At 41.0% G+C, this 25,791-nt stretch carries 29 protein-coding genes; 13 read left to right on the top strand and 16 right to left on the bottom strand.

The window, feature by feature from the left end; translation table 11 throughout:
* Window positions 1-28 precede the first annotated feature (28 nt).
* A complete protein-coding gene (locus AABK37_RS19430) occupies window positions 29-1,462 on the top strand; it encodes a hypothetical protein (RefSeq protein WP_432553188.1) in 1,434 nt (477 codons plus the stop codon).
* 104 nt (window positions 1,463-1,566) lie between these two features.
* Here AABK37_RS19430 and AABK37_RS19425 read toward each other — a convergent pair whose 3' ends face one another.
* Both AABK37_RS19425 and AABK37_RS19420 read right to left on the bottom strand, forming a co-directional pair.
* Window positions 1,567-2,136: a Uma2 family endonuclease gene (locus tag AABK37_RS19425; RefSeq protein WP_432553187.1), complete on the bottom strand. Its 570-nt coding sequence runs from the start codon at window positions 2,134-2,136 to the stop codon at window positions 1,567-1,569.
* A 139-nt stretch (window positions 2,137-2,275) separates the two neighbouring features.
* A complete protein-coding gene (locus tag AABK37_RS19420; protein WP_432553186.1) occupies window positions 2,276-2,923 on the bottom strand; it encodes a bifunctional 4-hydroxy-2-oxoglutarate aldolase/2-dehydro-3-deoxy-phosphogluconate aldolase in 648 nt (215 codons plus the stop codon).
* A 278-nt stretch (window positions 2,924-3,201) separates the two neighbouring features.
* On the opposite strand from AABK37_RS19420, the gene AABK37_RS19415 reads away from it, so the two are divergent.
* The 5 genes from AABK37_RS19415 to AABK37_RS19395 all read left to right on the top strand — a co-directional run bounded on the left by AABK37_RS19415 (window position 3,202) and on the right by AABK37_RS19395 (window position 9,694).
* Complete coding sequence (locus tag AABK37_RS19415) at window positions 3,202-4,263, top strand: WD40 repeat domain-containing protein (protein WP_432553185.1); 1,062 nt, start codon at window positions 3,202-3,204, stop codon at window positions 4,261-4,263.
* A gap of 275 nt (window positions 4,264-4,538) precedes the next feature.
* Complete coding sequence (locus tag AABK37_RS19410) at window positions 4,539-5,381, top strand: DUF2382 domain-containing protein (protein WP_432553184.1); 843 nt, start codon at window positions 4,539-4,541, stop codon at window positions 5,379-5,381.
* Window positions 5,382-5,644: 263 nt separating this feature from the next.
* Entirely contained in the window at window positions 5,645-6,598 is a 954-nt protein-coding gene (locus AABK37_RS19405) for a DUF2382 domain-containing protein (RefSeq protein ID WP_432553183.1), read from the top strand.
* A 320-nt stretch (window positions 6,599-6,918) separates the two neighbouring features.
* On the top strand, window positions 6,919-7,797 hold the full coding sequence (locus AABK37_RS19400; RefSeq protein WP_432553182.1) for a DUF2382 domain-containing protein: 879 nt from the start codon (window positions 6,919-6,921) through the stop codon (window positions 7,795-7,797).
* 982 nt (window positions 7,798-8,779) lie between these two features.
* Window positions 8,780-9,694 (top strand): ion channel, encoded by a 915-nt coding sequence (locus AABK37_RS19395; RefSeq protein ID WP_432553181.1) that lies wholly within the window; start codon window positions 8,780-8,782, stop codon window positions 9,692-9,694.
* A 20-nt stretch (window positions 9,695-9,714) separates the two neighbouring features.
* Here AABK37_RS19395 and AABK37_RS19390 read toward each other — a convergent pair whose 3' ends face one another.
* Window positions 9,715-9,897, bottom strand: coding sequence for a hypothetical protein (locus tag AABK37_RS19390; protein ID WP_432553180.1), 183 nt, complete (start codon window positions 9,895-9,897; stop codon window positions 9,715-9,717).
* A 113-nt stretch (window positions 9,898-10,010) separates the two neighbouring features.
* On the opposite strand from AABK37_RS19390, the gene AABK37_RS19385 reads away from it, so the two are divergent.
* A complete protein-coding gene (locus tag AABK37_RS19385) occupies window positions 10,011-11,648 on the top strand; it encodes an alpha/beta hydrolase (RefSeq protein WP_432553179.1) in 1,638 nt (545 codons plus the stop codon).
* A 3-nt stretch (window positions 11,649-11,651) separates the two neighbouring features.
* A complete protein-coding gene (locus AABK37_RS19380) occupies window positions 11,652-11,783 on the top strand; it encodes a hypothetical protein (protein ID WP_432553178.1) in 132 nt (43 codons plus the stop codon).
* On the opposite strand, the gene AABK37_RS19375 is transcribed toward AABK37_RS19380, so the two are convergent.
* Both AABK37_RS19375 and AABK37_RS19370 read right to left on the bottom strand, forming a co-directional pair.
* A complete protein-coding gene (locus AABK37_RS19375; protein WP_432553177.1) occupies window positions 11,757-12,527 on the bottom strand; it encodes a hypothetical protein in 771 nt (256 codons plus the stop codon). The genes AABK37_RS19380 and AABK37_RS19375 overlap by 27 nt on opposite strands.
* Window positions 12,528-12,972: 445 nt before the next feature.
* Window positions 12,973-14,118 carry an NAD(P)/FAD-dependent oxidoreductase gene (locus AABK37_RS19370; RefSeq protein WP_432553176.1) on the bottom strand — a complete coding sequence of 382 codons (1,146 nt, stop codon included), beginning with the start codon at window positions 14,116-14,118 and terminating at the stop codon, window positions 12,973-12,975.
* 44 nt (window positions 14,119-14,162) lie between these two features.
* Between AABK37_RS19370 and AABK37_RS19365 the strand changes: the two genes are divergently transcribed.
* A complete protein-coding gene (locus AABK37_RS19365) occupies window positions 14,163-14,669 on the top strand; it encodes a GNAT family N-acetyltransferase (protein ID WP_432553175.1) in 507 nt (168 codons plus the stop codon).
* A 94-nt stretch (window positions 14,670-14,763) separates the two neighbouring features.
* On the opposite strand, the gene AABK37_RS19360 is transcribed toward AABK37_RS19365, so the two are convergent.
* The 5 genes from AABK37_RS19360 to AABK37_RS19340 all read right to left on the bottom strand — a co-directional run bounded on the left by AABK37_RS19360 (window position 14,764) and on the right by AABK37_RS19340 (window position 17,179).
* Window positions 14,764-16,140, bottom strand: coding sequence for an AtzE family amidohydrolase (locus tag AABK37_RS19360; RefSeq protein WP_432553174.1), 1,377 nt, complete (start codon window positions 16,138-16,140; stop codon window positions 14,764-14,766).
* Entirely contained in the window at window positions 16,137-16,322 is a 186-nt protein-coding gene (locus AABK37_RS19355) for a DUF4089 domain-containing protein (protein ID WP_432553173.1), read from the bottom strand. Before AABK37_RS19355 ends, AABK37_RS19360 begins: the two co-directional genes overlap by 4 nt.
* Window positions 16,323-16,419: 97 nt before the next feature.
* A complete protein-coding gene (locus AABK37_RS19350) occupies window positions 16,420-16,764 on the bottom strand; it encodes a DUF952 domain-containing protein (RefSeq protein ID WP_432553172.1) in 345 nt (114 codons plus the stop codon).
* Window positions 16,765-16,868: 104 nt separating this feature from the next.
* Complete coding sequence (locus AABK37_RS19345; protein WP_432553171.1) at window positions 16,869-17,084, bottom strand: DUF6887 family protein; 216 nt, start codon at window positions 17,082-17,084, stop codon at window positions 16,869-16,871.
* A complete protein-coding gene (locus AABK37_RS19340; RefSeq protein ID WP_432553200.1) occupies window positions 17,081-17,179 on the bottom strand; it encodes a DUF6888 family protein in 99 nt (32 codons plus the stop codon). Before AABK37_RS19340 ends, AABK37_RS19345 begins: the two co-directional genes overlap by 4 nt.
* Before the next feature lie 264 nt (window positions 17,180-17,443).
* Here AABK37_RS19340 and AABK37_RS19335 point away from each other — a divergent pair, with 264 nt between their 5' ends.
* Entirely contained in the window at window positions 17,444-18,079 is a 636-nt protein-coding gene (locus tag AABK37_RS19335) for a 2OG-Fe(II) oxygenase (protein WP_432553199.1), read from the top strand.
* Window positions 18,080-18,377: 298 nt separating this feature from the next.
* Here AABK37_RS19335 and AABK37_RS19330 read toward each other — a convergent pair whose 3' ends face one another.
* Window positions 18,378-19,478, bottom strand: coding sequence for an SMP-30/gluconolactonase/LRE family protein (locus AABK37_RS19330; protein WP_432553170.1), 1,101 nt, complete (start codon window positions 19,476-19,478; stop codon window positions 18,378-18,380).
* Window positions 19,479-19,858: 380 nt separating this feature from the next.
* Between AABK37_RS19330 and AABK37_RS19325 the strand changes: the two genes are divergently transcribed.
* Window positions 19,859-20,143: a HigA family addiction module antitoxin gene (locus AABK37_RS19325; protein ID WP_432553169.1), complete on the top strand. Its 285-nt coding sequence runs from the start codon at window positions 19,859-19,861 to the stop codon at window positions 20,141-20,143.
* Window positions 20,144-20,189: 46 nt separating this feature from the next.
* Here AABK37_RS19325 and AABK37_RS19320 read toward each other — a convergent pair whose 3' ends face one another.
* The 5 genes from AABK37_RS19320 to egtC form a co-directional block, all read right to left on the bottom strand.
* Window positions 20,190-20,423: a hypothetical protein gene (locus AABK37_RS19320; RefSeq protein WP_432553168.1), complete on the bottom strand. Its 234-nt coding sequence runs from the start codon at window positions 20,421-20,423 to the stop codon at window positions 20,190-20,192.
* Entirely contained in the window at window positions 20,407-20,697 is a 291-nt protein-coding gene (locus tag AABK37_RS19315; protein ID WP_432553167.1) for a type II toxin-antitoxin system Phd/YefM family antitoxin, read from the bottom strand. The genes AABK37_RS19320 and AABK37_RS19315 overlap by 17 nt, the downstream gene beginning before the upstream one ends.
* An 89-nt stretch (window positions 20,698-20,786) precedes the next feature.
* Entirely contained in the window at window positions 20,787-21,821 is a 1,035-nt protein-coding gene (egtD, locus tag AABK37_RS19310) for an L-histidine N(alpha)-methyltransferase (protein WP_432553166.1), read from the bottom strand.
* Between the two features lie 272 nt (window positions 21,822-22,093).
* Complete coding sequence (locus AABK37_RS19305; RefSeq protein WP_432553165.1) at window positions 22,094-23,536, bottom strand: SUMF1/EgtB/PvdO family nonheme iron enzyme; 1,443 nt, start codon at window positions 23,534-23,536, stop codon at window positions 22,094-22,096.
* Entirely contained in the window at window positions 23,511-24,299 is a 789-nt protein-coding gene (egtC, locus tag AABK37_RS19300) for an ergothioneine biosynthesis protein EgtC (RefSeq protein WP_432553164.1), read from the bottom strand. The genes AABK37_RS19305 and egtC overlap by 26 nt, the downstream gene beginning before the upstream one ends.
* Window positions 24,300-24,476: 177 nt before the next feature.
* Here egtC and AABK37_RS19295 point away from each other — a divergent pair, with 177 nt between their 5' ends.
* Both AABK37_RS19295 and AABK37_RS19290 read left to right on the top strand, forming a co-directional pair.
* Window positions 24,477-24,824 (top strand): DUF6717 family protein, encoded by a 348-nt coding sequence (locus AABK37_RS19295; RefSeq protein WP_432553163.1) that lies wholly within the window; start codon window positions 24,477-24,479, stop codon window positions 24,822-24,824.
* A 117-nt stretch (window positions 24,825-24,941) separates the two neighbouring features.
* Window positions 24,942-25,721 (top strand): nucleotidyltransferase domain-containing protein, encoded by a 780-nt coding sequence (locus AABK37_RS19290; RefSeq protein WP_432553162.1) that lies wholly within the window; start codon window positions 24,942-24,944, stop codon window positions 25,719-25,721.
* Window positions 25,722-25,791: the final 70 nt, after the last annotated feature.

Raw genomic sequence — 25,791 nt, 5'->3', positions numbered from 1 at the left:
AGCAAACACAACATGAGGATAAGTCAAAATGAAACCAGCAGCATATCTTTATAGCTTACTTGACAATAAGGGCGTTATTCGACGCGATTTACCACTAGCTAAACCCGCAGCCGATTTAGCACCCTTACCAGCCAATGAAGAGTTCAATGCACATGAAACTAGAGCAATAGAAGGGGCAAGAAGTTTAGTCTTTAAAGAAGCTTTGCGACCACCGAAGCCGCAACAACCTAAACTTGTGAGCAGTAGTGAGGGTAAAATTGCTGCTATGCTACTAACTATTCCGGCAGAAGGCACTGAAGCCGAATTCAAGGCTATCTACAGGAAGTTGCTTAAAACCTTGCCAAAAGATACTCGCTTTGTCTGTTTGACAAATTCTGGCTCTAAAACTGTCGTTGAAAATTGGTTGAAAGACTACAACAGAGACAAAACGTCTCTGGTTATTGAGACTCCAGATTATGTTGGTTTCTCAATTTGGGCACAGGACGCATACGCTATGTCAGCCACAAAAGACCAGAAGACTTATTTTATCGAACCTTTGTCATTCTTGCGGTACGCTGATGCTGTCATTTCAGACTACGTTACCAACGCAACAAATATTAAAAACTTTCAAGTACCTCTGTACTTTCAAGGTGGAAACATTCTTGTTGGTGACGATTTCTGGCTAATTGGCATTGATTATCCGACAAAAACACTTCAATACATTGAAAACGCTATTTTCCCAGATCCTGGTGAAAAACCAGAAGATTTAGTGAAACGACTGTTTAAAGAGAACCTTGATGTATCTCGTGAGTTAATTTATGTCGGTTCTCCAATTCCAGTGCCTGCTGAAGATATTGTGTTAGTAGAAGAAGATGGTCAGTACTTCATTGATCTGGTGTTTCAAGGTAATGAAGAGGGAACAGCTCAACCACTATTTCACATTGATATGTTCCTGACTCTGCTAGGGAGAAATGCAAGTGGCAAATATCAGATTCTTGTCGGCGATCCTTCGATAGCACCAACGCTACCCTCTTCATCGGCAGCAGCGTATTCAATGCAAAATGTTTTTGATGCTATTGCCAATGTTCTAGAATCCAAAGGATTTAGTGTCATTCGCAATCCATTACCACTAACTTTCACAAAAGAAAAAACCACTATCGATAACCTGAATCGTCCCGAAGACAAAAAGCTCTATGAAATTTACCTGAAGCTGCAAGCAGCAGGATTGACAGAAGTTGAGCTTCGTAGCTGGTATTTTGCCACAGCAAACAACGCACTGGTTGAGATTACACCATCTAGCAAGCGGGTGTGGTTGCCTACCTATGGTTATGATGAGCAGAGCTACCTCAAAGATTCAGACAACGACAATCAAAAAATTTGGCAAAACCTCGGCTTTGAGGTGACAATGCTACCAAACTGCAACAGTTTAGCTCGTGGATTAGGTGCTGTACATTGCATCCAGAAGTACATAGAACGAGCGTAATTTCTAACCGCACTTTAACACTTCACTTCCTAGCGATCGCATTTCATAACTTCGCCATCTCACAACTAAAAATTAGTCTTTGCAGATGCGATCGCTATCCGCCACTAATCAGGAAAAAAGCAACGGATAGAACAACAAAATCCCGGTAAAAGTGGCGAGGTTATTTCATCTGAGCCTAACAAAGTAGCAACTAAAATTAATCGCGCTTTTTCTCGTCGATAAACTTCTACTTGTTTAGTTAAGCGATCGACAATCCAATATTCCCGCACACCTTGAACTGAATAAAGTTTCAGTTTTGCTTCTTTATCTCGACGTTCGTTTTGTTTACCAGGAGATAAAACCTCTACAACTAACTCTGGTGCGCTTGTCAAATGTCCCGCTTCATCTTCAATTTGAGCTAGTCGTTCTCGACTTACCCAAACTACATCCGGTATGACGCTATCTGCTTCTGAAAAAATTACACCGGGAGTAATAATTGTTTCCCCTAAACCACTCGACTCTGACCAAGCATCAAGTTGTCGAGCAATTTTAACACAAACCTGTTGATGGCGGCGATGAGGTGAGCGAGTCATGAAAAGTTCTCCATCAATAATTTCATAGCGCGTCCATTCATTCTGCGGTAGACCTTCTAAATCGTAAATTGTCCAGCGTACTCCCTCAATAGCTTGACTCATAATGGTTATCGTCTGGCTTATTGTCTTTGTTTGATTTTATCTAATTGAAAAGTCTTTCAATTAAGCGATCGCCTACCGTTTAATTTCCTTAAACCGCTCTGTTGATTATATGGATGTAGTAAGCGTTTTAACGCTTAAATTAAGGACTCTTGTCCTGACTGCATTTTTGCATTAAAGTTTTTGCCAGTTGAGCGATCGCTTCCCAATCTCCACTATTTACCAGCTTAGGAGGAAATAATTCACTACTCAAACCAACTGCTACCGCTCCAGCTGCTAAAAATTCTGGGGCATTATCTAAAGTAACCCCACCTGTGGGAATCAAGGGAATTTGTCCTAATGGTCCTTGTAGACTTTTAATATAATTAGCTCCTCCCACCGCTTGCACGGGAAACACCTTGACACAACTTGCACCTTGTGTATATGCGCTAACAATTTCTGTGGGAGTCAGCGCCCCTGGTATAATTGGTACATGTTTCGCGATTGCGGTTTGAATCAGAGTTGAGTCAACGTGGGGTGTGAAGAGAAATTGCGCTCCAGATGCGATCGCCTCTTCCATATGATTAAGATTTAACAGCGTACCAGTACCAATAATGCATTCTGGTAATTCTAAGCGCAATTGAGCAATTAATTCCGCAGCGCGATCGCTATTCCAGGTAATTTCGATTAACCGCATTCCTCCAGAAGCGATCGCCAATGCCATTTTACGTCCCAATTCAAATTCAAGAGCGCGAATCACGGCGATCGCTCGATGTTTTTGCAGTTGTGATAACCAAATTTGATTAAACATCTAAAATTTAACAGCGCTAACAGTTGTTTTCGCAAACGTTACAGGCTATCATATTTTTCTTTGCTTGCATATAGTAATCCGCGCATAAGAGCGTGAAAAGTTAGATCCCCGACAACTTATGCGAAGTCGGGGATCTGGACGCGAATTTGAGCGCTTGCACGCACACTACGCGAACACAACTCAAATAAGATTGCTATATATAATTTACAATTTCACAAACACATTAATTCTCCACGTAAATGAACCTTCATAAATTATCATCTTCATCAGTTATAACCTTGCTAGTCGCAGCAACCCTTGCTAGTGGTGCAAACTTATTTCCATCCTTGGCACAATCGCAACTAACACCACAGGAGAAATCTAGGCAAAGCTTTCAACCAGTTTACCAATTGCGCGGACATATATGGGATGTTGCCTCTCTCGCTTTATCGCAAGATGGGCAAATCCTTGTTAGTGGTAGTTTTGACCAAACAATTAAGGTGTGGAACCTGAATACAAAAAAACTGCTAGCTACTTTAGATGGACATACTGATGGAGTTAATGCGGTTGCGATTAGTCCAGATGGGCAAATTCTAGTTACTGCTGGGGGAACAGCGCAAGCTAATACAGACAAGAGTATCAAATTATGGAACCTAAAGACAAAAAAGTTGCTTGGTACTCTACAAGGTCATTCTCAAGGCATAACTTCGCTTGCGATCGCACCAGACAATCAAACTCTCGTAAGTGCTAGTTACGACAAGACCATCAAATTATGGAACCTGAATACAAAAAAATTGCTTGCCACTTTAACCGGACATTCTAGCCGAGTTACTTCTATTGCCATCAGTCCGGATGGGCAAACTCTAGCTAGCGGAAGTGGTGCGGTGGGTGGGGTGGATACTACAAATAATATCATCAACTTATGGAAGCTGAAAACAGGTAAATTACTGCGTACCCTGACTGCACATTCTGGGGCAATTAGTTTTCTTGCTTTTAGTCCGGATGGAGAAACGCTTGTCAGCGGTGCAGATCCTTCTGTGAAGATATGGAACGCAAACACCGGAGAATTGCAGCGTACTCTTAATTTATCTTCAATTGGGGGCATCAGTGCGATCGCCATCAGTCCGGATGGACAGACGCTGGTTAGTGGTGCTTTAGATACTTCGGTTAAGTTGTGGAATTTGTCTACCGGAACCGTACTAAAAACGCTGGTGCAACCTCCCAGCAACAATCAAAATTTTGATCGTCTTACACCTAGTAGTATCGCTTTTAGTCCGGATGGCAAAATTCTGATTATTGGTCATGGTGGTGAAGCTGCTTTGTCTAATTTCCCGATTGACATTTGGCGGATATCTTTTTAAGAAGCAGATATACATCTCTAGTGGGAGAAAATAACAAGCGAGCGCCTAACTTAAGTAATATTTTTTTTCCATCTATAAGTATTTTTTTTCTACCTTAAGTGGTATTTAAATCTGTAATTACGGGTGATTCATAGGTTTTGGGGTTTAAGATAAAATTATGAGACATTAATCTTCATCAACATCAATTAAATTCTGTCGCCAGCAGGAGGTAAACAAATAAAGTAATGTTTAGGCTATTCCTAGATAGATATTTTAAACATCTTAGGAACAGCAGTATGCCTCTTTACAAACTCGAAGACTTTGACCCGAACTATAGAGATACCTTTGCTGGTGATGACATTAAAGCTTTGGATCTCTATACCGAAGGTGGAGAAAAAATTGGCTCAGTAGCTGATGCATTAGTCGATCCAGAAGGTCGTTTTCGTTATTTAGTCATTAATACAGGTATTGCATCTTTAGGTAAACAAATATTGCTTCCGATTGGTCTATCCCACATTGACTATAATCAAAAGCGCGTCTACGTTGATGGACTCAGCAAATCACAAGTAGAACGTTTACCAGAATACAAAGACAGCATAACCGTTGATTACGACTACGAAGAACAGGTACGCAACGTTTATCGTCCAGAAGGTAGAGACGTTAATTTAAATCGCGACACTTACAATTATCAGCAAGAACCTTCTTTCTATAATTTGAACGAGCAATCTCATCAAACTTTGAAACTGTATGAAGAAAGATTAGTTGCTAATAAAACTCGTGTCAAAACTGGAGAAGTAGCAGTTGGCAAGCATATTGAAACTGAAACCGCACGAGTTTCAGTACCAATTGAAAAAGAACGAGTTGTGATTGAGCGAGTTACTCCCACAACCAGCGAAGCTGTAGTAGATTCTCGTGAAGCTAAGTTTGAAGAAGGTGAAGTTGCACGCATAGAACTGTACGAAGAAACCCCGGATATCCATAAAGAAACGTTTGTCCGTGAAGAAGTTAGAGTCACCAAGGTTGTAGATAAAGAGACGGTTGAAGCACAAGAAACAATTCGTCGCGAAGAGTTAGATATTGACACTGAAGGTGATTTGCGTGTAAATGAAAGCGGTTCTAACGTTAACAAGAGTGTTTAAGAACTGATTAACAAATTTGTTGAGTTTATTTAATGATGCAAACAGGTAGAAAATTTAGATTTCTGCCTGTTATTTTTTTGATAAAAATATAAATAAGTTTTGTAAAGAAAGCAAAGATTATAATTTATCGGTTAGATAGATTTAAATATCTACCATTTGAATGCAGAGATAAGTAATTGAAGTCAGTCGTAAGAAAGAGGAAGATAAACGAATAAAAAATTACCATATTAATGTAGGATAAATAAAGTTGGAGTAAAAATAATATGCCTCTTCACAAGCTAGAAGATTTTGACTCAGACTATCGCAACACTTTTCAGGGTGATGACATCAAAGGTAAGAGTGTATATACCGAAGGAAGTGACGAAAAAATAGGTACTGTCAGCGACGTTTTAGTGGATGAAGATGGACATTTCCGCTATTTTGTTGTTGACTTAGGCTTTTGGATTTTTGGTAAGAAAGTATTGTTACCAGTTGGTCGTACTCGCGTCGATCATGGTGCCGATCGCGTATATGCTTTAGGAATGACCAGACAGCAAGCAGAAGATTTACCAGAGTTTAGCGATCGCCTAGCAGTTGATTACGACTACGAAGAAAAAGTACGCGGTGTATATCGTCCATCTGGTGGAATTGCTGAAAGACCCCTAGATACACCTACACCGTTAGATGCAACAACCGGTTTGGGTGCAACCAGTTTGGGTGCAGCAACTGGTTTGGGTGCAGCAGCGTATCAGCCAGCACCAGGGGCAGATGCAATTGTAGATCGTCCTACTTACAACCGCGACACCTACAATTACAAGCAAGATTCTTCTTTGTATGACCTAAACGAGCAGGATCATCAAACCCTGCGATTGTACGAAGAACGCTTAGTAGCTAACAAACAACGTCGTAAAACCGGTGAAGTAGCGATCGGTAAGCACGTTGAAACCGACACAGCACGAGTTTCGGTTCCAGTAGAAAAAGAGCGCGTAGTAGTCGAGCGAGTAACACCCGCTGATGCTGGTAGAACTGTTACTCCTGATGCAACTGCTTTCAAGGAAGGTGAAGTAGCACGCATGGAAATCTACGAAGAAACTGCTAAGATTAACAAAGAAGCATTTGTCCGTGAAGAAGTCAATTTCAAGAAAGTTGTTGACCACGACACAGTAGAAGCGAAAGATAATATCCGTAGTGAAAAATTGGATATAGACGCTCCTAATCTTCCCATCGAAGAACGCTAATATCACACAATGCAGACTTCAGACACGAACACAGTTCGTTCTGCAATCTAACTAATTAAATACAGTACAGGTGAAGCTTTTTAATTAGCTTTGCCTGTACTTGTAATAAATTGGATAAACAAATTTCATTTACTTTTGTCATGCTTAAAGATTACCTATTAACGAACCGCAAAGACGCGTTCGCGTAGCGTCTCCGTTCGCGCAGCGTCTCCGACAGGAGAAGGAGAAGGACACAAAAAAAGAAAAGAAAGAAAAAGATAGGTAATCTTGTAGCGGGAAGAAAGTAGATTTAACAAAAAATAATTAACAACTTTTTGCATATGAATAGTCAAACTGTGGTACAAAACGCAGAAAATACTGACAACGCAACTCGTATTATGTCCTTGTTAGAAACCTTACGGCAAAAAGTACAAAACTTCGCTGTCCTAGATATGCAAGGTCAGCGAGTAGGTGAGGTCAATAATCTAGTATTAGATGCCAATCGTCAGCTAAACTTAGTTGTATCGGAAGATCCTAATCCGCTTAACAATAATCGCTTTTTCTTACTACCAAGTAAGCTGATCAAAAAAATTGACACCTCAACAAGGTCTGTATATATGGAAATAGATAAATTAGCAATATCTAATCAGGAATATTTAGGACAAGAAATACCATCAAACGAAAAAATATTAGATAATTCCAATATTACACCAGTCAAGAATTCATCTGTAAATAGTACAGTAGAGCCGAAACATAATTTAGAAAATGTCGTTGAAGAAGATATTATTCGTTTGCTAGGTGAAAGATTAATTGTTGACAGCACCAAGCGAAAAATCGGTGAAGTTATTGTTCGCAAAGAAATTGAAACCAGGATGGTACAAGTACCAGTCCGCAGAGAGAAACTTATTGTTGAACAAATCAACCCAGAACACAAACAACTTGCAGAAATTGATTTAGGATTGACAGAAATCTCTGGTATTGATTTGGCTGAAAACCAAAAACCTGAATTTGCAAGTCTTGACGGTAGTTTAACAGTGAGTGGTGATTTTAGTTCGCCGAAAATAGCTAGTTTACTTTTAAATGCGATCGCTCTTGAGCGCAATCATAAATGCAAGCAGGTGCGAGTCACAATCGTTGTTGAAGATGAGTCAACTCAAAATAAATATCAAGAATGGTTCGATCGCTGTTCCCAAGGTCAAGATCCAAAGCCAGAAAAATAGACATATAATTTTGTAGTAAGCGCTTCAGCGCTGAAGCGTTTATTGCGAAAATTATGTATAAAGAATCACTTATAAAGTCAAGAAAAGCGCTGAAGCGTTTATTCCAAGAATTCTATATAAAGAATCATTTATAAAGTCAAGAAAAGCGCTGAAGCGTTTATTATGAAAATTATGTATAAAGAATCACTTATAAAGTCAAGAAAAGCGCTGAAGCGCTTACTACGAACTCGTGTATATTAATTTTTTATTTATTTGTGGGGAAAAGCGCTAATTAAAACTCACAAACCGAGTCTCGCTCGATAGAACAGGTATTTTTAGCAAAATCGTTTCTTTCAACTTTGAATATCTGCATTTTCTTCAGAAGTACTAGAGATTTAAGATTATTTGGGAGAATGAGCGGTTCTTGATTGGGTTGAAGCATGTCTGCGAGCGCTATCGCCGAACAAGTCATATTCGCAAAGCTTGCTACACCCATCGCTTTAAACCAGAACTCAGATTTTTTTAAACTTGATTGCATAAATCGTCTATAATGTGGAAAACTTATAGACGATTTTATACTTTAAAATTCAAAAATATAGTAGTAAAAATACGTATATTAAAATCTAGATGTTTCCCTCACGGCGGATAATATAGCGGTTCTCACTTGCGTCAAATACATTGCGATCGTAGGGACAATTCATGAATTGTCCAAGAGTGCGTATCGTTGTGTATTGCATTCAACTGAAAACCGCTATATAAGGAACTTCCAAATAAAAAAATATTCAAAAATTTATTGTGGTGCAGGCATCTTGCCCGCTAATTACCAAGGACGGGCAGGAAAGCCCATCCCACAAGATGGGATAATTTATTTTCTGGTGTTCCCTAAAGTCCAAAAAAAATGCAGTTGTAGCGGTTCTGGCGATAAAATTAGCACTCTCCTGTTCCGATTAAAGTAATAATCAGTAAAGACTTGCGTCCAAACAGTTTTTCTGGCTACAAGAAAATGAAATTTCGACCGCAGAAACCCTCAAGGAATCAATGGCAGCGTCGGCTTCCACGAGTTAACATCAAGATCCGGGATGGAAGGTTCCAGATTATGGGCATGAATACTTGGTATTCATACTGGCGTGAACCGTATCATCTGCTACTAACTCTTCCTTGGTCTGGCTTTTTGCTGTTGATTGCTGTCACGTATCTGGCAAGCAATGGTATATTTGCCCTCGCTTACTTAGCAGGAGGAGATTGCGTCGAGAATGCCCGACCGGGTTCTTTTTTGGATATGTTTTTCTTTAGTGTTCAAACTTTAGCATCTATCGGCTACGGTGCGATGTATCCGAAAACAACTTACTGCAATCTTGTTGTCACAATTGAAGCAATGGCAAGTCCGGTGGCAATTGCTGTGATGACCGGATTAGCTTTTGCTCGTTTTTCTCGACCGACTGCGCGTGTTATGTTTAGCCGTGTCGCCATTATTACACCTCATGAGGGAATGCCAACCTTAATATTTCGGACGGCAAACCAGCGCGGCAACCAGATTTTAGAAGCGCAGATGCAGGTATACTTAATCCGCGACGAAGTTACCGCCGAAGAACAATTTATCCGTAAAATCTACGATTTGCAACTAATAAGGAATCACTCTCCCAGCTTTACTTTAAGTTGGCTGGGGATGCACGTAATCGATGAGTCGAGTCCACTTTATGGGATATCAGCCGAGTCTTTAATTGAGACAAATACCACCATTACAGTTTTATTAACTGGCATTGATGAAACCATTGCCCAGTCAGTCCATGCTCGTTATGATTATACTGGGCGGGAAATTCTCTGGAATTATCGGTTTGTAGATGTTATTTACCGCACAGCCGAAGGGCATCGCTACATCGATTACAACTTCTTCCACGATGTATCGCCTTTAGATTAAGAAGCAAAGAGTGCTTCAGTTTACTCGTTAAGCAGTGGTTGTAATGGTTTGACAACAACCCGACCATTTTCAACCACAGTACAATTTTTCGGCTTTTGGCATTTGCTGTCTGCCACACCTGGGCACTCTTTTTGAGATTGGATATTTTGCTCCCTTTGTTGCTTAAGGACAACGACACAAGGAGCGCATAAGGCGGATGACATATGAGGTATTCTGAGCTTCTATATTAATTATCGCTCTGCTGGGGATCGTTGGCAGAAAAATTTGCTTGGTCTTTAAATAACTTAAACTTTGAAATTACTCTAGGGCACAATTTATGAAAAAATTTCTCAAATACCTGAGTTTCGCTTTTATATCCACAGTTTTAACTGCAACTCCTTCAATTGCAGCTGACCAAATCGCTTTTTATTATCCTCCCTTTGGGGAATTTACTTTATCCACTGATTCTCTAGAAACTTTTGCTAAAGAAGGTAAAATTACTAAAGACTTTGCCTTTTATGCTGAACGTGCTACTCCCCAACAACTTGCTCAACTGCGGGAATTACTCCAGCAGAAGTTTAAAGTCACTCCTACTTTAGTATCTCAGTTTAGCTACTCACCTTTAGGGGAAAAGGTAGTGCAACGTTTGGGAGAATTAATTCAAACTGATAAGCAACAAAACGGCTTTTATGCAATACGCGGTGCTTTAATTTTAGCTGCTACTGACCCCGAAGGCTTAAGTGTTGTCAATGTGCTGCGACGATTTCCCAGCAATAGCGTGCGGATAAACTTCACAGAGGGGTTGCAGGTAGTATCAAACTTGACAGATTTGCTGAAAAGAAGAGATGCGATCGTTGCTTTTATTCAAAAAGAAGCAAACGCAGAAGCGGAAACTGCAAAGATTGACTTTTCCAAACAGCCAGATTTGCGATCGCCTGGAAATTTTCGCTTTTCAAAAATAACCCTGCAATTGAAAGACCAAACACGCGATCGGCGTTTACCCGTCGATCTGTATTTACCCACTCCCCCCCTCTCCCCCTCCCCCACTCCCTCTCCTCTAATTGTCATTTCTCACGGTGTCGCTTCAGACCGCTTTGCTTTTGTTTACCTAGCGCAACATTTAGCATCCTACGGTTTTGCTGTTGCCGCTTTGGAACACCCCGGTAGTAATGCACAACGCTTTCAGCAGTACTTTGCGGGTTTGGCAGGTCCACCAGAACCGACGGAATTGATTAACCGACCTTTAGATGTCAAATTTGTGCTGAATGAACTTCAGCGCTTAGAAAAGTCCGATCCGCGAATGCAGGGTAAACTGAATTTTCAGCAAGTCGGGGCATTTGGTCATTCTTATGGCGGTTATACTGTTTTCACCCTGGCTGGTGCAAAAATTAACTTTGGGCAAATCCGTCAAGATTGCAATCCGAATAAATCCTTGAATTTGTCGGTGTTTTTGCAGTGTCGGGCAAATGAGTTAACATCAGCAAATTATCCTTTAAAAGACGATCGCATTAAAGCTGTTTTTACAGTTAATCCTTTCGTCAGCAGCATCTTTGGTGAAAGTGAAGTGCGTCAAATTAAACTTCCCTTTATGGTTGTGTCAGGTACTCAAGATATTGTCACTCCTACTGTACCAGAGCAAATTCGCCCTTTTACTTGGCTTGGGAGCAAAAATAAATACTTAGCAGTGATTGAAAATGCAACACACTTTACTGCTTTAGCCGAATCAACCGAGGATAATGGTGTATTACCTATACCCCCAGCTTTCCTCGGTCCACCTAGTAAAGATGCTCATTCTTATCTTAATGCTTTGAGTGTCGCTTTTTTTGAAACGTATCTTTTGAATCGCCCCGAATACCAAGTTTATTTGCAGCCAGCTTACGCCAAATATATCAGTAAAGCTCCCCTCAATCTTAGTTTTTTACAGTCTTTAACGCCAGAGCAATTAACTCCTTTTGTAAATGGTGTAAGGAAGTAGGGAGTGGGGAGTGGGGGACAAGGAGACAAGGAGACAAGGAGACAAGGAGACAAGGAGAATTCAAAATTTAATACTCTCCCCCTTTCCCCACCCTCTTTTCATCGCAATTTAGGAAAACAATTTAAATCGCGCTAATTGAGTTTCAATCGTTTGAGAAAGTATTTTATCCAGGTCGATGTCATCTGTCCATTCGAGAATTTGCGATCGCGGTAAGTCAAAGGGAAATTGTCCTGCTAAATCTGGACGTTGCATTTTTGCTAGTAAAATTTGTTCAGAGCGCTTACTCTGGATCGCATAGCCAATTTCAATACAAACGTTGGGACTGGGTATTAATTGAGCGCTTTCTTTACCGTCGATGCTAGCAATCGGTGTAGTGTCAGCGATAAACAACAAACTTTTGCGGATTTTTCGCATCATTGTCCGGTTTAGTCGTAGAGAAGCATCGCTAGGACGGTAAGATTCAACTAAGGTTAGAGGTAAGCGCGATCGCATATTCAATATTTCTAAACTATTTTGCAGCCCTTGTCGCAAAGCGTCACTCGAAAAGGCATACTCAGTTTGATAGCATAAAAAAATTGTTGGTTCTAACTGCGCTAAAACCGCTTGTTTGGTGAAATAAATTTCATGACTAATTAAGTCAATGTTGGCTACGCAATAACCACCGCTACCTTCAATATAAAACTCAATATTTTCTCCTTCCAGATAGCGGACAAACCAAGTTGATTGCTTAATTTCGTCACTTTCTTCTAAAAAGTCCGCTCTTAATCCCGATTTCAACAGGCTTTTTTTACTTAAGCGAATATCTGGCGGACGTTTTTCCAGTTCCCGAATCGGCTCGTAATCTTCAAGATACCATGCTCTGAGCGCAATAATTGACATAAGGCGCTATTTCAAATTTCTCTTAATATTTAACCTCGTACAAGCTTACACCCAGGTGTCCCACAAAAAACCAGGAATGAGCGCAAAACAGATCGTAAGTAGGGATAATTCATGAATTATGCCTACGAAAAAACAACAACACCCAAGCTTCTACTAGCTGCGTTATTTCCTCTCTTTGTTTCTTCTAGCCAGGGATGCACTTACATTTCATCACATCAAACTAGTAATGAAATTTAGTGACAGCGCCCCCTAAACTTCTATATTTGAGGAAATTTCGGCGTTCGCGTTGGGTGTTGTTGTGTTTTTAGGAGACAGATGTAAATCAAGCAGCGTTTTTACCTCTTCTTTTCTTCAGTTTTAGCTGTTGTATCTGCCAGGAAGCTTATTAGCTTCTACTATTAGATTATCACCTTTAAAAAAGAAGAAAATTATTTGCAACTAAACTTTACCTTTGAGGAGACATCTGACTAATGATATCGTCTTTCGCGCCGGCGATAAAATTAGCAAAACGCTCTGCCAGCGGTGGTACCATAACTAAAGGACTGGTGAAACCAGAGAATATATGAATATTTGTAAATCCGGGAATAGCACCAATCAAAGGTAAACTATTGTTGCTAAAAGCGACTAAGCAATGATGCCAAGTACCTGCTACATTTTCCAAGGCTGGTAAAACGTTGCCGATGCTTTTTCTTAACCATTCTTCACTTTCTTTAGCATCTACTTTGGCGTTGACATCGGTGAGAGTGCGGCTAATTTGCCCGAAGCGCACACTACCATCGACAAATTGAACTGCACCCGCATCTAAAATTGGTGGTAGTATTTCATTATTGGGTTCATCCCATAATTCATCAACTTGAGTTGATTGAGTTTCTAATTTAAACCTTTGTAGATTTGCTGGCGTGATTAAGGTTTGTAACTGCACATCAAGGGGTGGAGTTTCGATCATTTCTGTATGGGTAAAATAGAGTTTAATGGAAATACCCGCTGATTTTAATAGCTGTCGGCTGAGTCCTCCAGCGCAGATGACGACGTTACCACTGTGATAAGTTGTGGTTGTTGTTTGTACGCCGTGTGGTAATATTTGTAAGACTTGCTCAAATTGAATTTCACCGCCAGCACGTAGAAAAGCTTGGATGTATGCTTGTGCTGTTTTTTCTGGGTTGATATGTCCGTGTTTGACTGTTAAAGCACCAGCGATCGCTTGTTTATTCAATAGTGGTTCTAATTCACACGCTTCTTTTATAGTAAGTAATTGAGGAGGCGTAGCAACATGCGTGTATAATGCAGCAATTGCTTGGGGATCGCTATTGTTGGGAATTGTTAATAATAAATTTAATTCGCGAAATTCGATATCCGCGTCTAGCTCTTGTGAGAGAATGTGGTAACGGGCGATCGCTTCGGTTGATAATTGCCGGGTTAATGGTGTTGTAGCAGACCAATAAGCTAAACCACCATAACTATAGCGAGTGGCGTTGTTGGCGATCGCGTTTTGTTCTAATAATAGTACTGAGAAGCCTTTTTTTCTTAGTTCGTAGGAAAGTGCAGCACCAGTTATTCCACCACCAATTACAATCCAGTCGTAGGTTTTCATATCAATAATCTCACGCCAAGGCGCAAAGACGCAAAGAAGGAGTAATGGATATTCGTTGTGAAAGTTTATCAGATTATGCTGCAATAGCTGAGGTTAATATATTAGCTTTTGGGCAAGAAAATGAGGCAAAGCTGATTGAGGAAATTCGTTGTTCTCTAGGTTATATTCCGGAACTTTCTTTAGTTGCAGTGGTTGATAATGTTATAGTTGGTCATATCCTTTTTAGCTATATTGATTTAATTGGTGAGGAAAGTTTACAGGTACTCGGTTTAGCACCGATGGCAGTTCTTCCACAGTTTCAAAGACGAGGTATTGGTAGCGCACTTGTAGAAGCTGGGTTGGAAAAAGCAGACGCTCTTAAAGAAGCTTTAGTTATTGTACTGGGTCATCCGCACTTTTATACGCGCTTTGGTTTTGAGCCTTCAATTAATTACAAAATTATCTCTCCTTTTCCAGTTCCAGAGGATGTTTTCATGGTGAAACCACTGCAAAACTATCAGGAAAAATATCAGGGTAAAGTTGTTTATCCTCCAGCTTTTTGGGCTGTTTAAATTCAATTTGGCAAAAACGCCCACAGGCTATAAGCCACACCCTTCTAGGGTGTCGGGCAGAATATTTGCGCCTTTTTTGGTTGTATAAGTCGCTTTAAAAATCAACTATTTTTGCGCTGACAATACCCTTTGCTTCTAACATAGATGCAACTTGTAAAATTAACGCTTCATTGTAGGGTGCAGCTATTAGTTGCACTCCCAATGGTAAGCCATTTTGCTGTTGAATTGGTACTGATAAAACGGGTAAGCCGATGAAAGATAATGGTTGCGTGTATAATCCTAAATGAGGACGGACAAGAATTTCTTCACCATCCAAAATCATCGTTTCTTGACCGATTAACGGTGCTGAACAGGGGGTAGTTGGGGCGATGATTACATCTACCTTTTGGAATATTTCGCGGACGCGATCGCGATACCATTTTCTAAAGCGTTGCGCTTGGATGTACCAACTACTAGGAATTAAAGCACCAGCAAGAAAGCGATCGCGTGTTGCGGGATCGAAATCTTGGGGACGCGATCGCAATTTTTCTAAATGCAGATTTGCACCCTCGCTAGCGGTAATTACAAACGCCGCTGCACGAGCGCGATGTGCTTCTGGTATTGTAATATAATCTCGCACATCCAAAGCACGAGCAACTTTTTCAACTGCTGCTAACGCTTTTGGATTCGCTTTTTTCACAAAATAATCATCAGCAATCGCAATTCGCAAATTATCAATATTTGGTGTTAAATTGCGCGTTTCTATACAGGGACGCTTTGTACAAATCGGATCGCGATCGTCTTCACCTTGAAGCACATCAAACACCGTTGCAATATCGCGCACCGAACTAGCAAAAGGTCCAATGTGGTCAAAACTGCTAGAAAATAAAGCTACACCAGCGCGAGACAACCTACCATAAGTCGGCTTCAAACCAAAAATACCACAAAAAGCCGCCGGAACGCGAATAGAACCATTAGTATCAGAACCCAGCGTCAGCGGAACCAACCCCCCAGCAACCGCAGCAGCAGATCCACCAGAAGAACCACCACTTACCCGACTTAAATCATGAGGATTGTGAGTAGCACCATAATGAGAATTTTCCGTCACAAATCCATAAGCGTACTCATCCATATTTAAAGTACCGACAAGAACCGCACCCGCTTGTTTCAACCTTGCAACCGCAGTTGCATCTTGAATTGCCGGCGGATTTTCCGCATTAATTTTCGATCCAGCCAAAGTTGTTAAACCAGCAACATCAAAAAGATTTTTCACCGCAAACGGAACCCCCGCAAGCATTCCCGGATAATTACCTTGCGCTATTTCCCCATCTATGCGTGCAGCAGAATGCATTGCAGATTCAGCAGTCACACTCGTAAAACAATTTAACTCATTATCCCGCGCCGCAATTCGTTTTAAAGCAGCTTCAGTAACATCCACCGCACTAACTTTGCCTTCACGCACAGCAGCTGCAATTGATAAAGCATCATTCATAATTCAAAAATTGGTGCAGCTTCAACATCATCCGGTAATTCAAACGAATTCACAATTAGAGCGATCGCCTTAATTCTCTCAAAATTTGCCACCACACCATCCCGATACTCATCCCTCAACCGCAAATCCATCAACAACCCCATAGCATCCACATACTCACCCACATCAAACTCCCTCTCCATCCCTCCTCCTCCGCGCCCTCTGCGCCTCTGTGAGTCCAGCCCCCGTCTTGGCGGTTTCCGTCACGATGGGGGACTGGCGAACCCGAAGGGCGGTTCGTTATAATAAATCTACAGCTCCTAGCGGCAACTCAAAAAACCCATCCTCCCCACACACAAACTCAACCACCTTCACCACAGCATCAACATTCAAAGCACCATAAACGTGAGGAAACAAATCCTCCACCCCCTCATAACGAATTTCCGCTGCAACCTTCTGCGAATCAATACAAAGAAGTACCAAATCCCTTTGATTTCTAAAACGAAAATTTGCCACCTTGATAACTTGCGTAGGTGTCGAACAGTGAATAAAACCCTCCGAATCCAGAGTATCACCGCGATAAAATCCTGCAAGTTTCGCTTTTTCCCATTCTTCGCGTCGCGTGATGTGCAAAATAATTGTCATATAGCAATTTTATCTGATTTTTGAAAAAGACAACCGCACTTTTAAAGCAGCGGTTCGTCAAACAAACTTAAGTATTCTTTTAGCATGAAAAAAGTAGCTATTAATTATGCTTCTTTTTCTCGCTCTTGACGAAATTTTTCTAACAATTGAGGAAAATGTTTCAGATCATCAATTGATTGTGGCGCTGGGTAAAACTCCGAAGCAGGTTCAGCATTTACTTTGTCCATGTATGCATAAAATGCTTCATTATCTTCTCGATGTTCAAGCATATAAGCAAGTAGCTGTTTTTTAGTCATTACCTGAAAATTTGGCTTTGTCATAATAGCCTCCAAAGTCCATTACGATTTATCAAGATTGCTGTCTCTTCTCCAGCCAGGAAAAATACTTCACTAGTTCGTTCATCTAAACGAATGATATAAAATTTGCAAATACATTTTTGTTGCCCAGTAACTTAAGATAAAGCAAGTCAATAGTTGTGCCGAAGTTGGAATAGTGATTCTCCCCTGATATGCTCTCACTGACATAAATATACTCGCTTTTGGTATGTGCGGAATGCTAATTACTACAAACCTATTAATTATTGAAAGTCTTTCATAAGTTTCTGGAGTTAAAGATATTTTCGTCGATTTTCCGCTTAAAATTAAAGCGATCGCCTCTATTCTTTAATCTTCCCTCAACCTTGACTTACTATCACCAACGTCAAAACGCTTTTTCTCAACAATACCTGAGTGAATTGCAAGGACAAATTTTCGGGTGTCCTTATTTTACAGTCAACAACCTCAATCGTGACTTTGTGGGGACAAAAGGATTTTCCGTAGTATTTAGGCGATCGCATCTTACAACAGTTGAGCAACGCTTTCCCTACTTCAAGCCTTATTTAGATTTGGCACTGCAACCGGAGTGTAATGCTTTTTACCTCAATCCCCTGTTGTTAAAATCAGGCTCTCGTGTAGATCCGCACATTGATCGCTCACTGCGTTCTTATTGTAAAACTATCGAACCGCCTACAGTTGTTAGTGTTCTTTATGTCGTCGTCCCTCCTGATATAGTGGGAGGGGAACTTGTATTGCGATCGCACAAACGTCAAATTGGGCAAATTCTTCCGAAATCAAACACTCTGCTATTTTTCCAAGGAGATTTGACGCATTCTGTCAACCTTGTTACCAGTTCGAGCGATCGGCTAAGTCTAGTTTGCGAACAATACAACCTCGAAGACGATCAACTGTACGACATTCCAGAATTTAAGCTCGAATCAAGAGCAAGTCAAGCTGAGAATCGACAAACTAAAAAGCGAACAACAAAAGTGAAGCATTAATATCATGTCTAGTAATATAGCGGTTCCCATTCAGATAGGGTACAACATCATATCGCCAGGTGTAGGGGCACGGCAGTGCCGTGCCCCTACGGGTGTACCTCACGTAAACGAGAACCGCTATATTATCCACTAGGCACACTAGATGTAGACATTTTTTGTAGCCTTGCAGTGTTTCAATCTAGTTTGACTGAACCCATAAGGCTTTTTCTACAGGAGTATATTTGTCTGTTTTTTTTACCAAATTCCCTCTAGCTATCGTTTATCGTTTCAGGGGATCGCTTTTCTTAGTGCCATTTTGTTAATATCCGTCGCCTGTGGCAGTCAAGCGAATGCGATAGATGGCTGTGTTGGCTGTAATAAAGAGGCTGTGACCATCTTCTCCCCAGGCTACATTGCTTGTTCGTACACCCGTTTCAATACTCCCCAGAAGCGTCCCATCGGGAGCAAAAATGAAAACCGCCTCGGGTGCAGCAGCGTACACATTACCTGCCCGATCAACCTTGATCCCATCGGGATTACCCTGGCGGTTGCGTTCCCATGTCCAGCCATCCGCAAACGTGCGACCATTTTGAAGTGTGCCGTCCGGTGCTACATCGTATACCAGCCATCTCGATTGTTTGGTGGTTGAATCGGAGACATAGAGAATCTTTTCATCTGGAGAAAATACAATGCCATTGGGAGAACGAATCTCATCAGTCAATAGCGTTAACTCGCCATCGGGCGATAGGCGGTAAACGCCACTGAACGGGAGTTCCTTCTCTGGGTCATCATGTCTTTGAGTTGGCAAACCATAGGGAGGATCGGTGAAGTACAGGTCACCATTAGATTTGTAAACCAGGTCATTGGGACTGTTCAACCGTTTGTTGTCATACCTATCTGCCAGAGCAATTTGGGTGTTGTTCTCTCTGTTCTCTAACCGAGCGACGCGACGATTGCCATGCTGACACATCACCAGTCTGCCCTGGCTATCAAAAATTAACCCATTAGAACCGGGTTCTATTCCGTTAAAGGGAGTGTCCCCCGTATATCCACTGGGACTCAAATAAGTTGAGATCCCTTTCCCCGGTTCCCATTTGTAGATTTTATTGGCTTTCACATCCGAAAACAGCAGATATTTCTCGTTTCGATTCCAGACCGGACCTTCCACCCAGAGAAATCCATCCGCCAATTTTTCTAATTTGGCATCAGCGGGAACAATACTGTTAATACGGGAATCATAGCCGACAATTCTGCCAGGAATGGTGGGAGCTTTAGTGTCAATCGGCGACAAATCTTTTTTATGCTCAATGCCAACCCGATTGGTATGCCATTTTTTGTTGTTGGCGGATGCTTGTGTCAATATTGTCGAACCACCACCAATCAAAAGTGCTGCTAGAACAAATGAACAAAGCTTTTTCATAATTTGCAATGTTGATATACGTTTATTATTCTCTTATTAACAAGCAAGTTCTAGTTGTTAAGCTGTTAATAACTACTTACAAAACCACAACCATACTCATATCTCTAGTCTTTGAATAGCAACACTTTCTTGCGATTCTTTACACAATCTTTAAGAAAATTTATCGTTAACTTCACCTGTTATTCACTAAGACTGTGTAGCCGGGAAAGTAGCGAAGGTATCACCAGCCGCCACATGATGGTTCAAACCTTGATGTCAGTGTAACCATAATATTGAGGTATTCGTATTAATGACCAATGGCGAATCTGCTTTGTTTGGACGGACGAAAACAATGCTTTAGAAGTTGAAATAGTAGATTACCACTGACTAAAAAAATCATTATGAACAACAACCGTCTGCCAAACATTCATCCTGGCGAAATCCTGCAACTAGAATTCTTGGAACCGCTGAATATTACGGCTTATCGATTAAGCAAAGATATAGGTGTAGCTCAAACACGGATTAGCGAAATTTTACAAAGAAAGCGCAGTATAACAGCAGACACAGCATTGCGTCTATCTCGCTATTTTGGTAACAGCGCTCAGTTTTGGTTGAATTTACAAACGCAATACGATTTACGTCAAGCTCTTGAAGAAAATGCATTTATTTTACAATCAAATTCCTAAACTTCCGTTTAATGATGTAGCCTGAGATTATTTTCAATTACCGAAATTAGTTATCCAAATCGCGATATTCATTATCCAAATCGCGATATTCATTATCCAAATCGCGATATTCATTATCCAAATCGCGACTTTCATTATCCAAATCGCGACTTTCATTATCCAAATCGCGACTTTCATTATCCAAATCGCGACTTTCATTATCCAAATCGCGATTTTTGTCACTAACACAGGACTTACGCACTAATTTTGCCGTCTGAGTCAACCTAACTTGAAATGCCATACTTCTGCCGCATTTCTTGGTAAAATTCGCTTAGACTACTGGTTCTACCAGTCTCTACATCCTCCAATCCCTGCTTAATTCCAGCTATAGCTTCCAACCTTTCCAACGCATCCAGCAGCTTTTGGTAAGACTCTGCATCCTGAACCACAAGTTCGGCTTTGCCATTAACTGTCAGCACTACTGGTTTTCCTGTCTGTTTCATCTGCTCAATAAATTCCACCGTATTGCGCTTAAAGCTAGAGAGTGAATGGATATCTCGACTTATGTTTAGCATAGAAGTTATTATGCATGAAATTTGCACTTAATTTAATGCTATTACAAAGAGACGTTACATGTAACGTCTCTACTGTCCTCAGCTATTATCTATGCTTGCAATTGGCAAAGTAACAAACCAAACCACTGATTTGCATCAGTCCACACATCAAGCGGTTTCAAACCTTTTGCTGCAAGTTGCTGCTTAATAATATTGATGTCGAATTTACGGGAAATTTCCGTGAAAATTGTTTCATTTGGCTGAAAATGAACACTGAGATTGAGAGCGCGTAACTCCACAGTTTGCTTCTGCATACTTTTCAAATGCATCTCAATCTGATTTTCAGTTTGATTATAAAACGCTAAATGTTCAAACTGCGTTGTGTCAAAATTCCCCTCAAACCGTCGATTTAAATGATCCAACATATTCAGGTTAAACGCTGCCGTTACACCTTGGCTATCGTCATAAGCTGCTTCTAAGATGTGTTTCGGTTTTTGCAAGTCTACCCCCAATAAAAAATACTCTCCCACTTGCAAAGCATCTTTAATTTCCGATAAAAACACATCACACTCTTGAGGATTGAGATTACCCAACGTACTACCGATAAAACAAATCATCCTGCTGGGTAATTGCTTCGGTATCAATTGCGCTAGTGCCATCTCATAAGTTCCGGCGATCGCATGAACTTGCAATGAGGGATAATCTGTCAATAGCTGCTTGGCACTAGTTTCTAACATACCTGCACTCACGTCAATCGGCAGATAACGCAAAGGATAGCCTAACTGCTTGTATGCATCTAAGATAATACGGGTTTTGGTTGAGCTACCGCTGCCAAGTTCCACCAGTTCGCAATCCCCTGTAATTTTGGCAATTTCCTTAGCACACTTTTGTAAGATTGCCGTTTCTGTTCGCGTAACGTAATATTCTGGTAACTCGCAGATTTGCTCAAATAACTCAGATCCGCGATCGTCGTAGAAGTAACGAGGGGGTAGGGATTTTTGTGTTTGAGTTAACCCCTTAACTACATCACTCCCAGCACTAGAGGAAACAACCAAAGTTGGTTCTAGCAAACGCTGTATTTCTAAGCGTTTTTCAATAGTATTTTGGGAAGTAACCTGACTTGCGATCGCTTTAGATATTGACATTAAACCTCCGATGACTTGGTGTGATAGGTTGCATTCTTATATGCAAACCCCAAACCAAAGCTAGTGAAACACGAAGCGACATCAAAATAAATCACGCTTGAGCTAGATTACACAAGTATGAAGGCTATGTTTTCTGGTTTTTACATTAAATTGGCAGGGATTGGGAATTACTAAAAGTGAGGAGTGAGGAGTTAAGAGTGAAGAATAATGAATTTTAAAACTCCTGTACGGGCGGGGTTACCCCGCCCCTCCTAACTCCTGTACGGGCGGGGTTACCCCGCCCCTCCTAACTCCTGTACGGGCGGGGTTACCCCGCCCCTCCTAACTTTATTCCTCCCGACGCATCGAAACCCCGCGAAAATCTGACGCACACCGGGGTGATACCAGTTGCGAAAACTAGAACGCAGTGCGAAAGGACTAGTTGCCCAACTACCACCTTTTAAAACTCGGTGTTGCTGGTCAAAATAAACTTGCGAGTAACCCATATAAGGATACATCTCGAAACCGTCGTAGCCATCAAACCAAGATGCAGTCCACTCCCAGACGTTACCCAAAGTATCATACAAACCATAAGCACTTTGCCCTTCTGAGTAGGCATCTACTGGTGTTGTGTTGATAATTTGGCGATTCTTCTGTGGAGATGTTACATCAACGCAATTACAATGTTGCGGTGTTGGTTCTTCATCACCCCAAGGATAGATGCGGCGACAATTCATGTCTGCATCCCAACTAACTGCTTTTTCCCACTCGGCTTCTGTGGGTAATCTCTTACCGACAAATCGGCAATAAGCTTCTGCTTCGTACCAACTGACACCACAAACGGGGTGATTATCCGCAGATAAAACATCGTGCCAATAAAGCGGTTCCCCTACCTGCTCTATTTGCAACCATTCCCAGCCAGCCTTCGACCACCAACGCGGATTTTCGTAGCCTCCAGCTTCCATAAATACCCGATACTGCCCGCAAGTCACAGGGTAGCGGTCAAGATAATAAGTATCTAAATATACCTTATGTGCTGGGCGCTCGTTATCAAGAGCATCAATTGAGTTGCTACCCATTTCAAACTCACCCGCTGGGATTTTGATCGGAGGGGGAGAGGGGGAGAGGGGGAGAGGGGGGGAGGGGGGAGACAAGGGGGATGGGGGAGATAAGGGGGAGGGGGGAGACAAGGGGGATGGGGGAGATGAAGAAGAAATTCCTCCTTGTCCTCCTTGTCCCCCTTGTCCCCTTGTCCCCTTGTCCCCAAGTCGTCCCCCCTGTTCATTCCTCTTGGCTAATTCCAACAAAAAGGCGATGGTTTCGCAGTGTTGACTTTCGTGTTGAAGCAAAAAGCGGCAAAGACGTTCTTGCTGATGTAAATCACCTACTTCTAGGTAATCTAAGACTTGTTTTCTAACTGTGTCTAAGTAATAATAAATTTCTTCTAGGTTTGGTAATTGGACTCGCTGTGATTTGGGTAAACCATCTGCGGCAAAAAATTTGCGATATTGCGGAAACAAACAAGCATTACCTGCACTGCGTTCTAATAGCCATAAAGACTCGGTGTAGGCAATATGCCCCAAATGCCACCCTACAGGGCTAAAATCGGGATGAACCTGACAGCGAAATGTGGCTTCGTCCATATCCGCGAACAAAGCCAGAGTGTTAGCGCGACATTGATAGAAAGCAAGAGAAATTGCTTGTTGTAAGTTAGATTTTCTCAATTTGGATATCACAGTCTTCTTCCACAGTCATAATGCTATTTTCCGGGAAAGCAGTCCAATTACTAGCGAATAGCGGTTCAGATGCAATAATTACCGAGTTAGGGAAAATGGGATCGTCCCGCAACCAGTAAAGAGACGGAGCAGGTGAACTTGAAGCAAAGCGTGAAGCAATCAGCCGATGCCCATCGCTAATTATCACATTTGCAGAAACATCTACTTCATCACGTTGGGCTAAATCCAAAAGCGTTAATAATGTCTTGCGTAAAGCAGATTCTAAAGTTAGATGTTGATTTTCTTGCCACAGAGAAAGCAATAGCGCAAAAATATGCTCGGAATCAGTACTCCCATTGATTAGTTCGTAAAATTCAGGTGTTAGAATACTACGAATTTTTCTGTGTAATGTTTTGCGGAAATTCTCTATTCTGCCATTGTGAAAGAATAGCAAATTTTGATAGTTGAACGGTTGGCAATTAGCAAAATCCATTGCTTGACCTTGTGTAGCACTGCGATCGTAAGCCACTACACATTTAGACTCAACAAAACGGCTGAGACTCGGTAGATTAATATCGTTCCAAATCGGCAGTGTATTTTTGTAGGTAAAGGGTTCGGTATCTTTTTCAGGATGATACCAGCCAACACCAAAGCCATCAGCGTTGACTACCCCTGAAATCATTTCGCGGGGTTGGTAACTCTGGACTATTAATGAGTGTTCTGGTTTGTATAATAGATGGTCTAAAGAAACAGGTGAACCAAGGTAGCCAAGTAATCGGCACATAATTTAAGTATTTGCTTTAATTGAGCTAGGGAACTGAGAGTTAAATGAATATTTGATTTATTTGTGCTATGCGAATTTGATTTATTTGTGCTATGCGATCGCTCTCCTGAAATTACTTACTATCTTTACATAAGTTAACATTTTTTTAAGATAATTATTGTCTGTAATGGTGAGGTTATGACGAACTCAATGATGGTGATTTTTCCCTATCGACATAATTCGACATGGGTGTTTGACGATGAACGAGTCGGATTAGTTCACGAACCCTTTGTCAGTGGTGTACCGGAAATGATTGACATTTTGGTGCAAGACATTCCCAATGTTGATCAAGGTTTTAAACTTTTATTTTCTGCAAATCCTTTTCCTGGTTATCAAGCAGAATTGACTTGGTTAAAAGAAGAATATAATGGACATTGGTATTGTTGGACTCAAACAAATATGGAAGGATGGCTATGTCCGGCATTATTTAAATATTTTATTGAAGCGCCCAAGAAGATATATTGTAAAGCAGAAAGTATTTCTTAAGGAAATTTTATGATTTTAGCGCTGTTAGCGTTCGCGTAGTGTCTCGTTCGCGCAGCGTCTCCCCTTGGGAGAAGAGAAGCTTTCCCGCAGGGTAGCGCTCACTACGAAGAACTAAATATGAATATTCCCGATTTAAATACAATTATATATCAACAGCCTTACCCGCTTTTATTCGCTACTATTAGCGGTTCCCATTTATATGGTTTTCCCTCACCGGATTCTGATTATGATTTGCGCGGTGTTCACATTTTACCAGTGCGCGAAGTTGTCGGATTAAATACTGGACAGGAAACTATTGAATTGTCGGAAATTCGCGAGTCTTTAGAGATTGATTTGGTAACTCATGATGTCAAAAAATTCTTTTTATTACTACTCAAAAAGAATGGTTATGTGCTAGAGCAATTATATTCACCTTTAATATTGAAAAGTACGCCAGAATATGAGGAATTAAAGATTATTGCTTTATCTTGTATTACTCGTCATCACTGCTACCATTATTTGGGTTTTGCCGCAACGCAATGGAAATTGTTTGATAAAGAACAACCGCGTCGAGTTAAACCGTTGCTTTATGTTTATCGAGTGCTGTTGACTGGTATTTATTTGATGCAAACTGGAATTATAGAAGCAAATTTAGTTAAACTAAACGAAGTTTTTAATTTACCTTATATTCCTGATTTAATCGCAGCGAAGCTTGCAGGTGCAGAAAAATCAGTTTTGCCAGATGCTGATTTTTCTTTTTATCAGCAAGAATATAATCGCTTGCGAGAGCAATTGGAAATTGCATCTCAAACCAGTATACTACCTAAAGCACCTACAGCTAAAGCAGCTTTGGATGATTTACTCATACGTTTGAGAGTTAGGAGTTACAGCGGATTGCAGGTAGGTGTAGTACAATAAAACCAGTGGTTCAATGTTTAAGATGAAACCTTACTCCGTCGATTTTCGGCAAAAAATAATCAAAGCTTAC

Source organism: Tolypothrix sp. VBCCA 56010 (genome assembly GCF_050875635.1).
Taxonomy (GTDB): domain Bacteria; phylum Cyanobacteriota; class Cyanobacteriia; order Cyanobacteriales; family Nostocaceae; genus Hassallia.
Note: the sequence above shows the minus strand (reverse complement) of the source record. Positions and strands in the feature narration are given on the sequence as shown.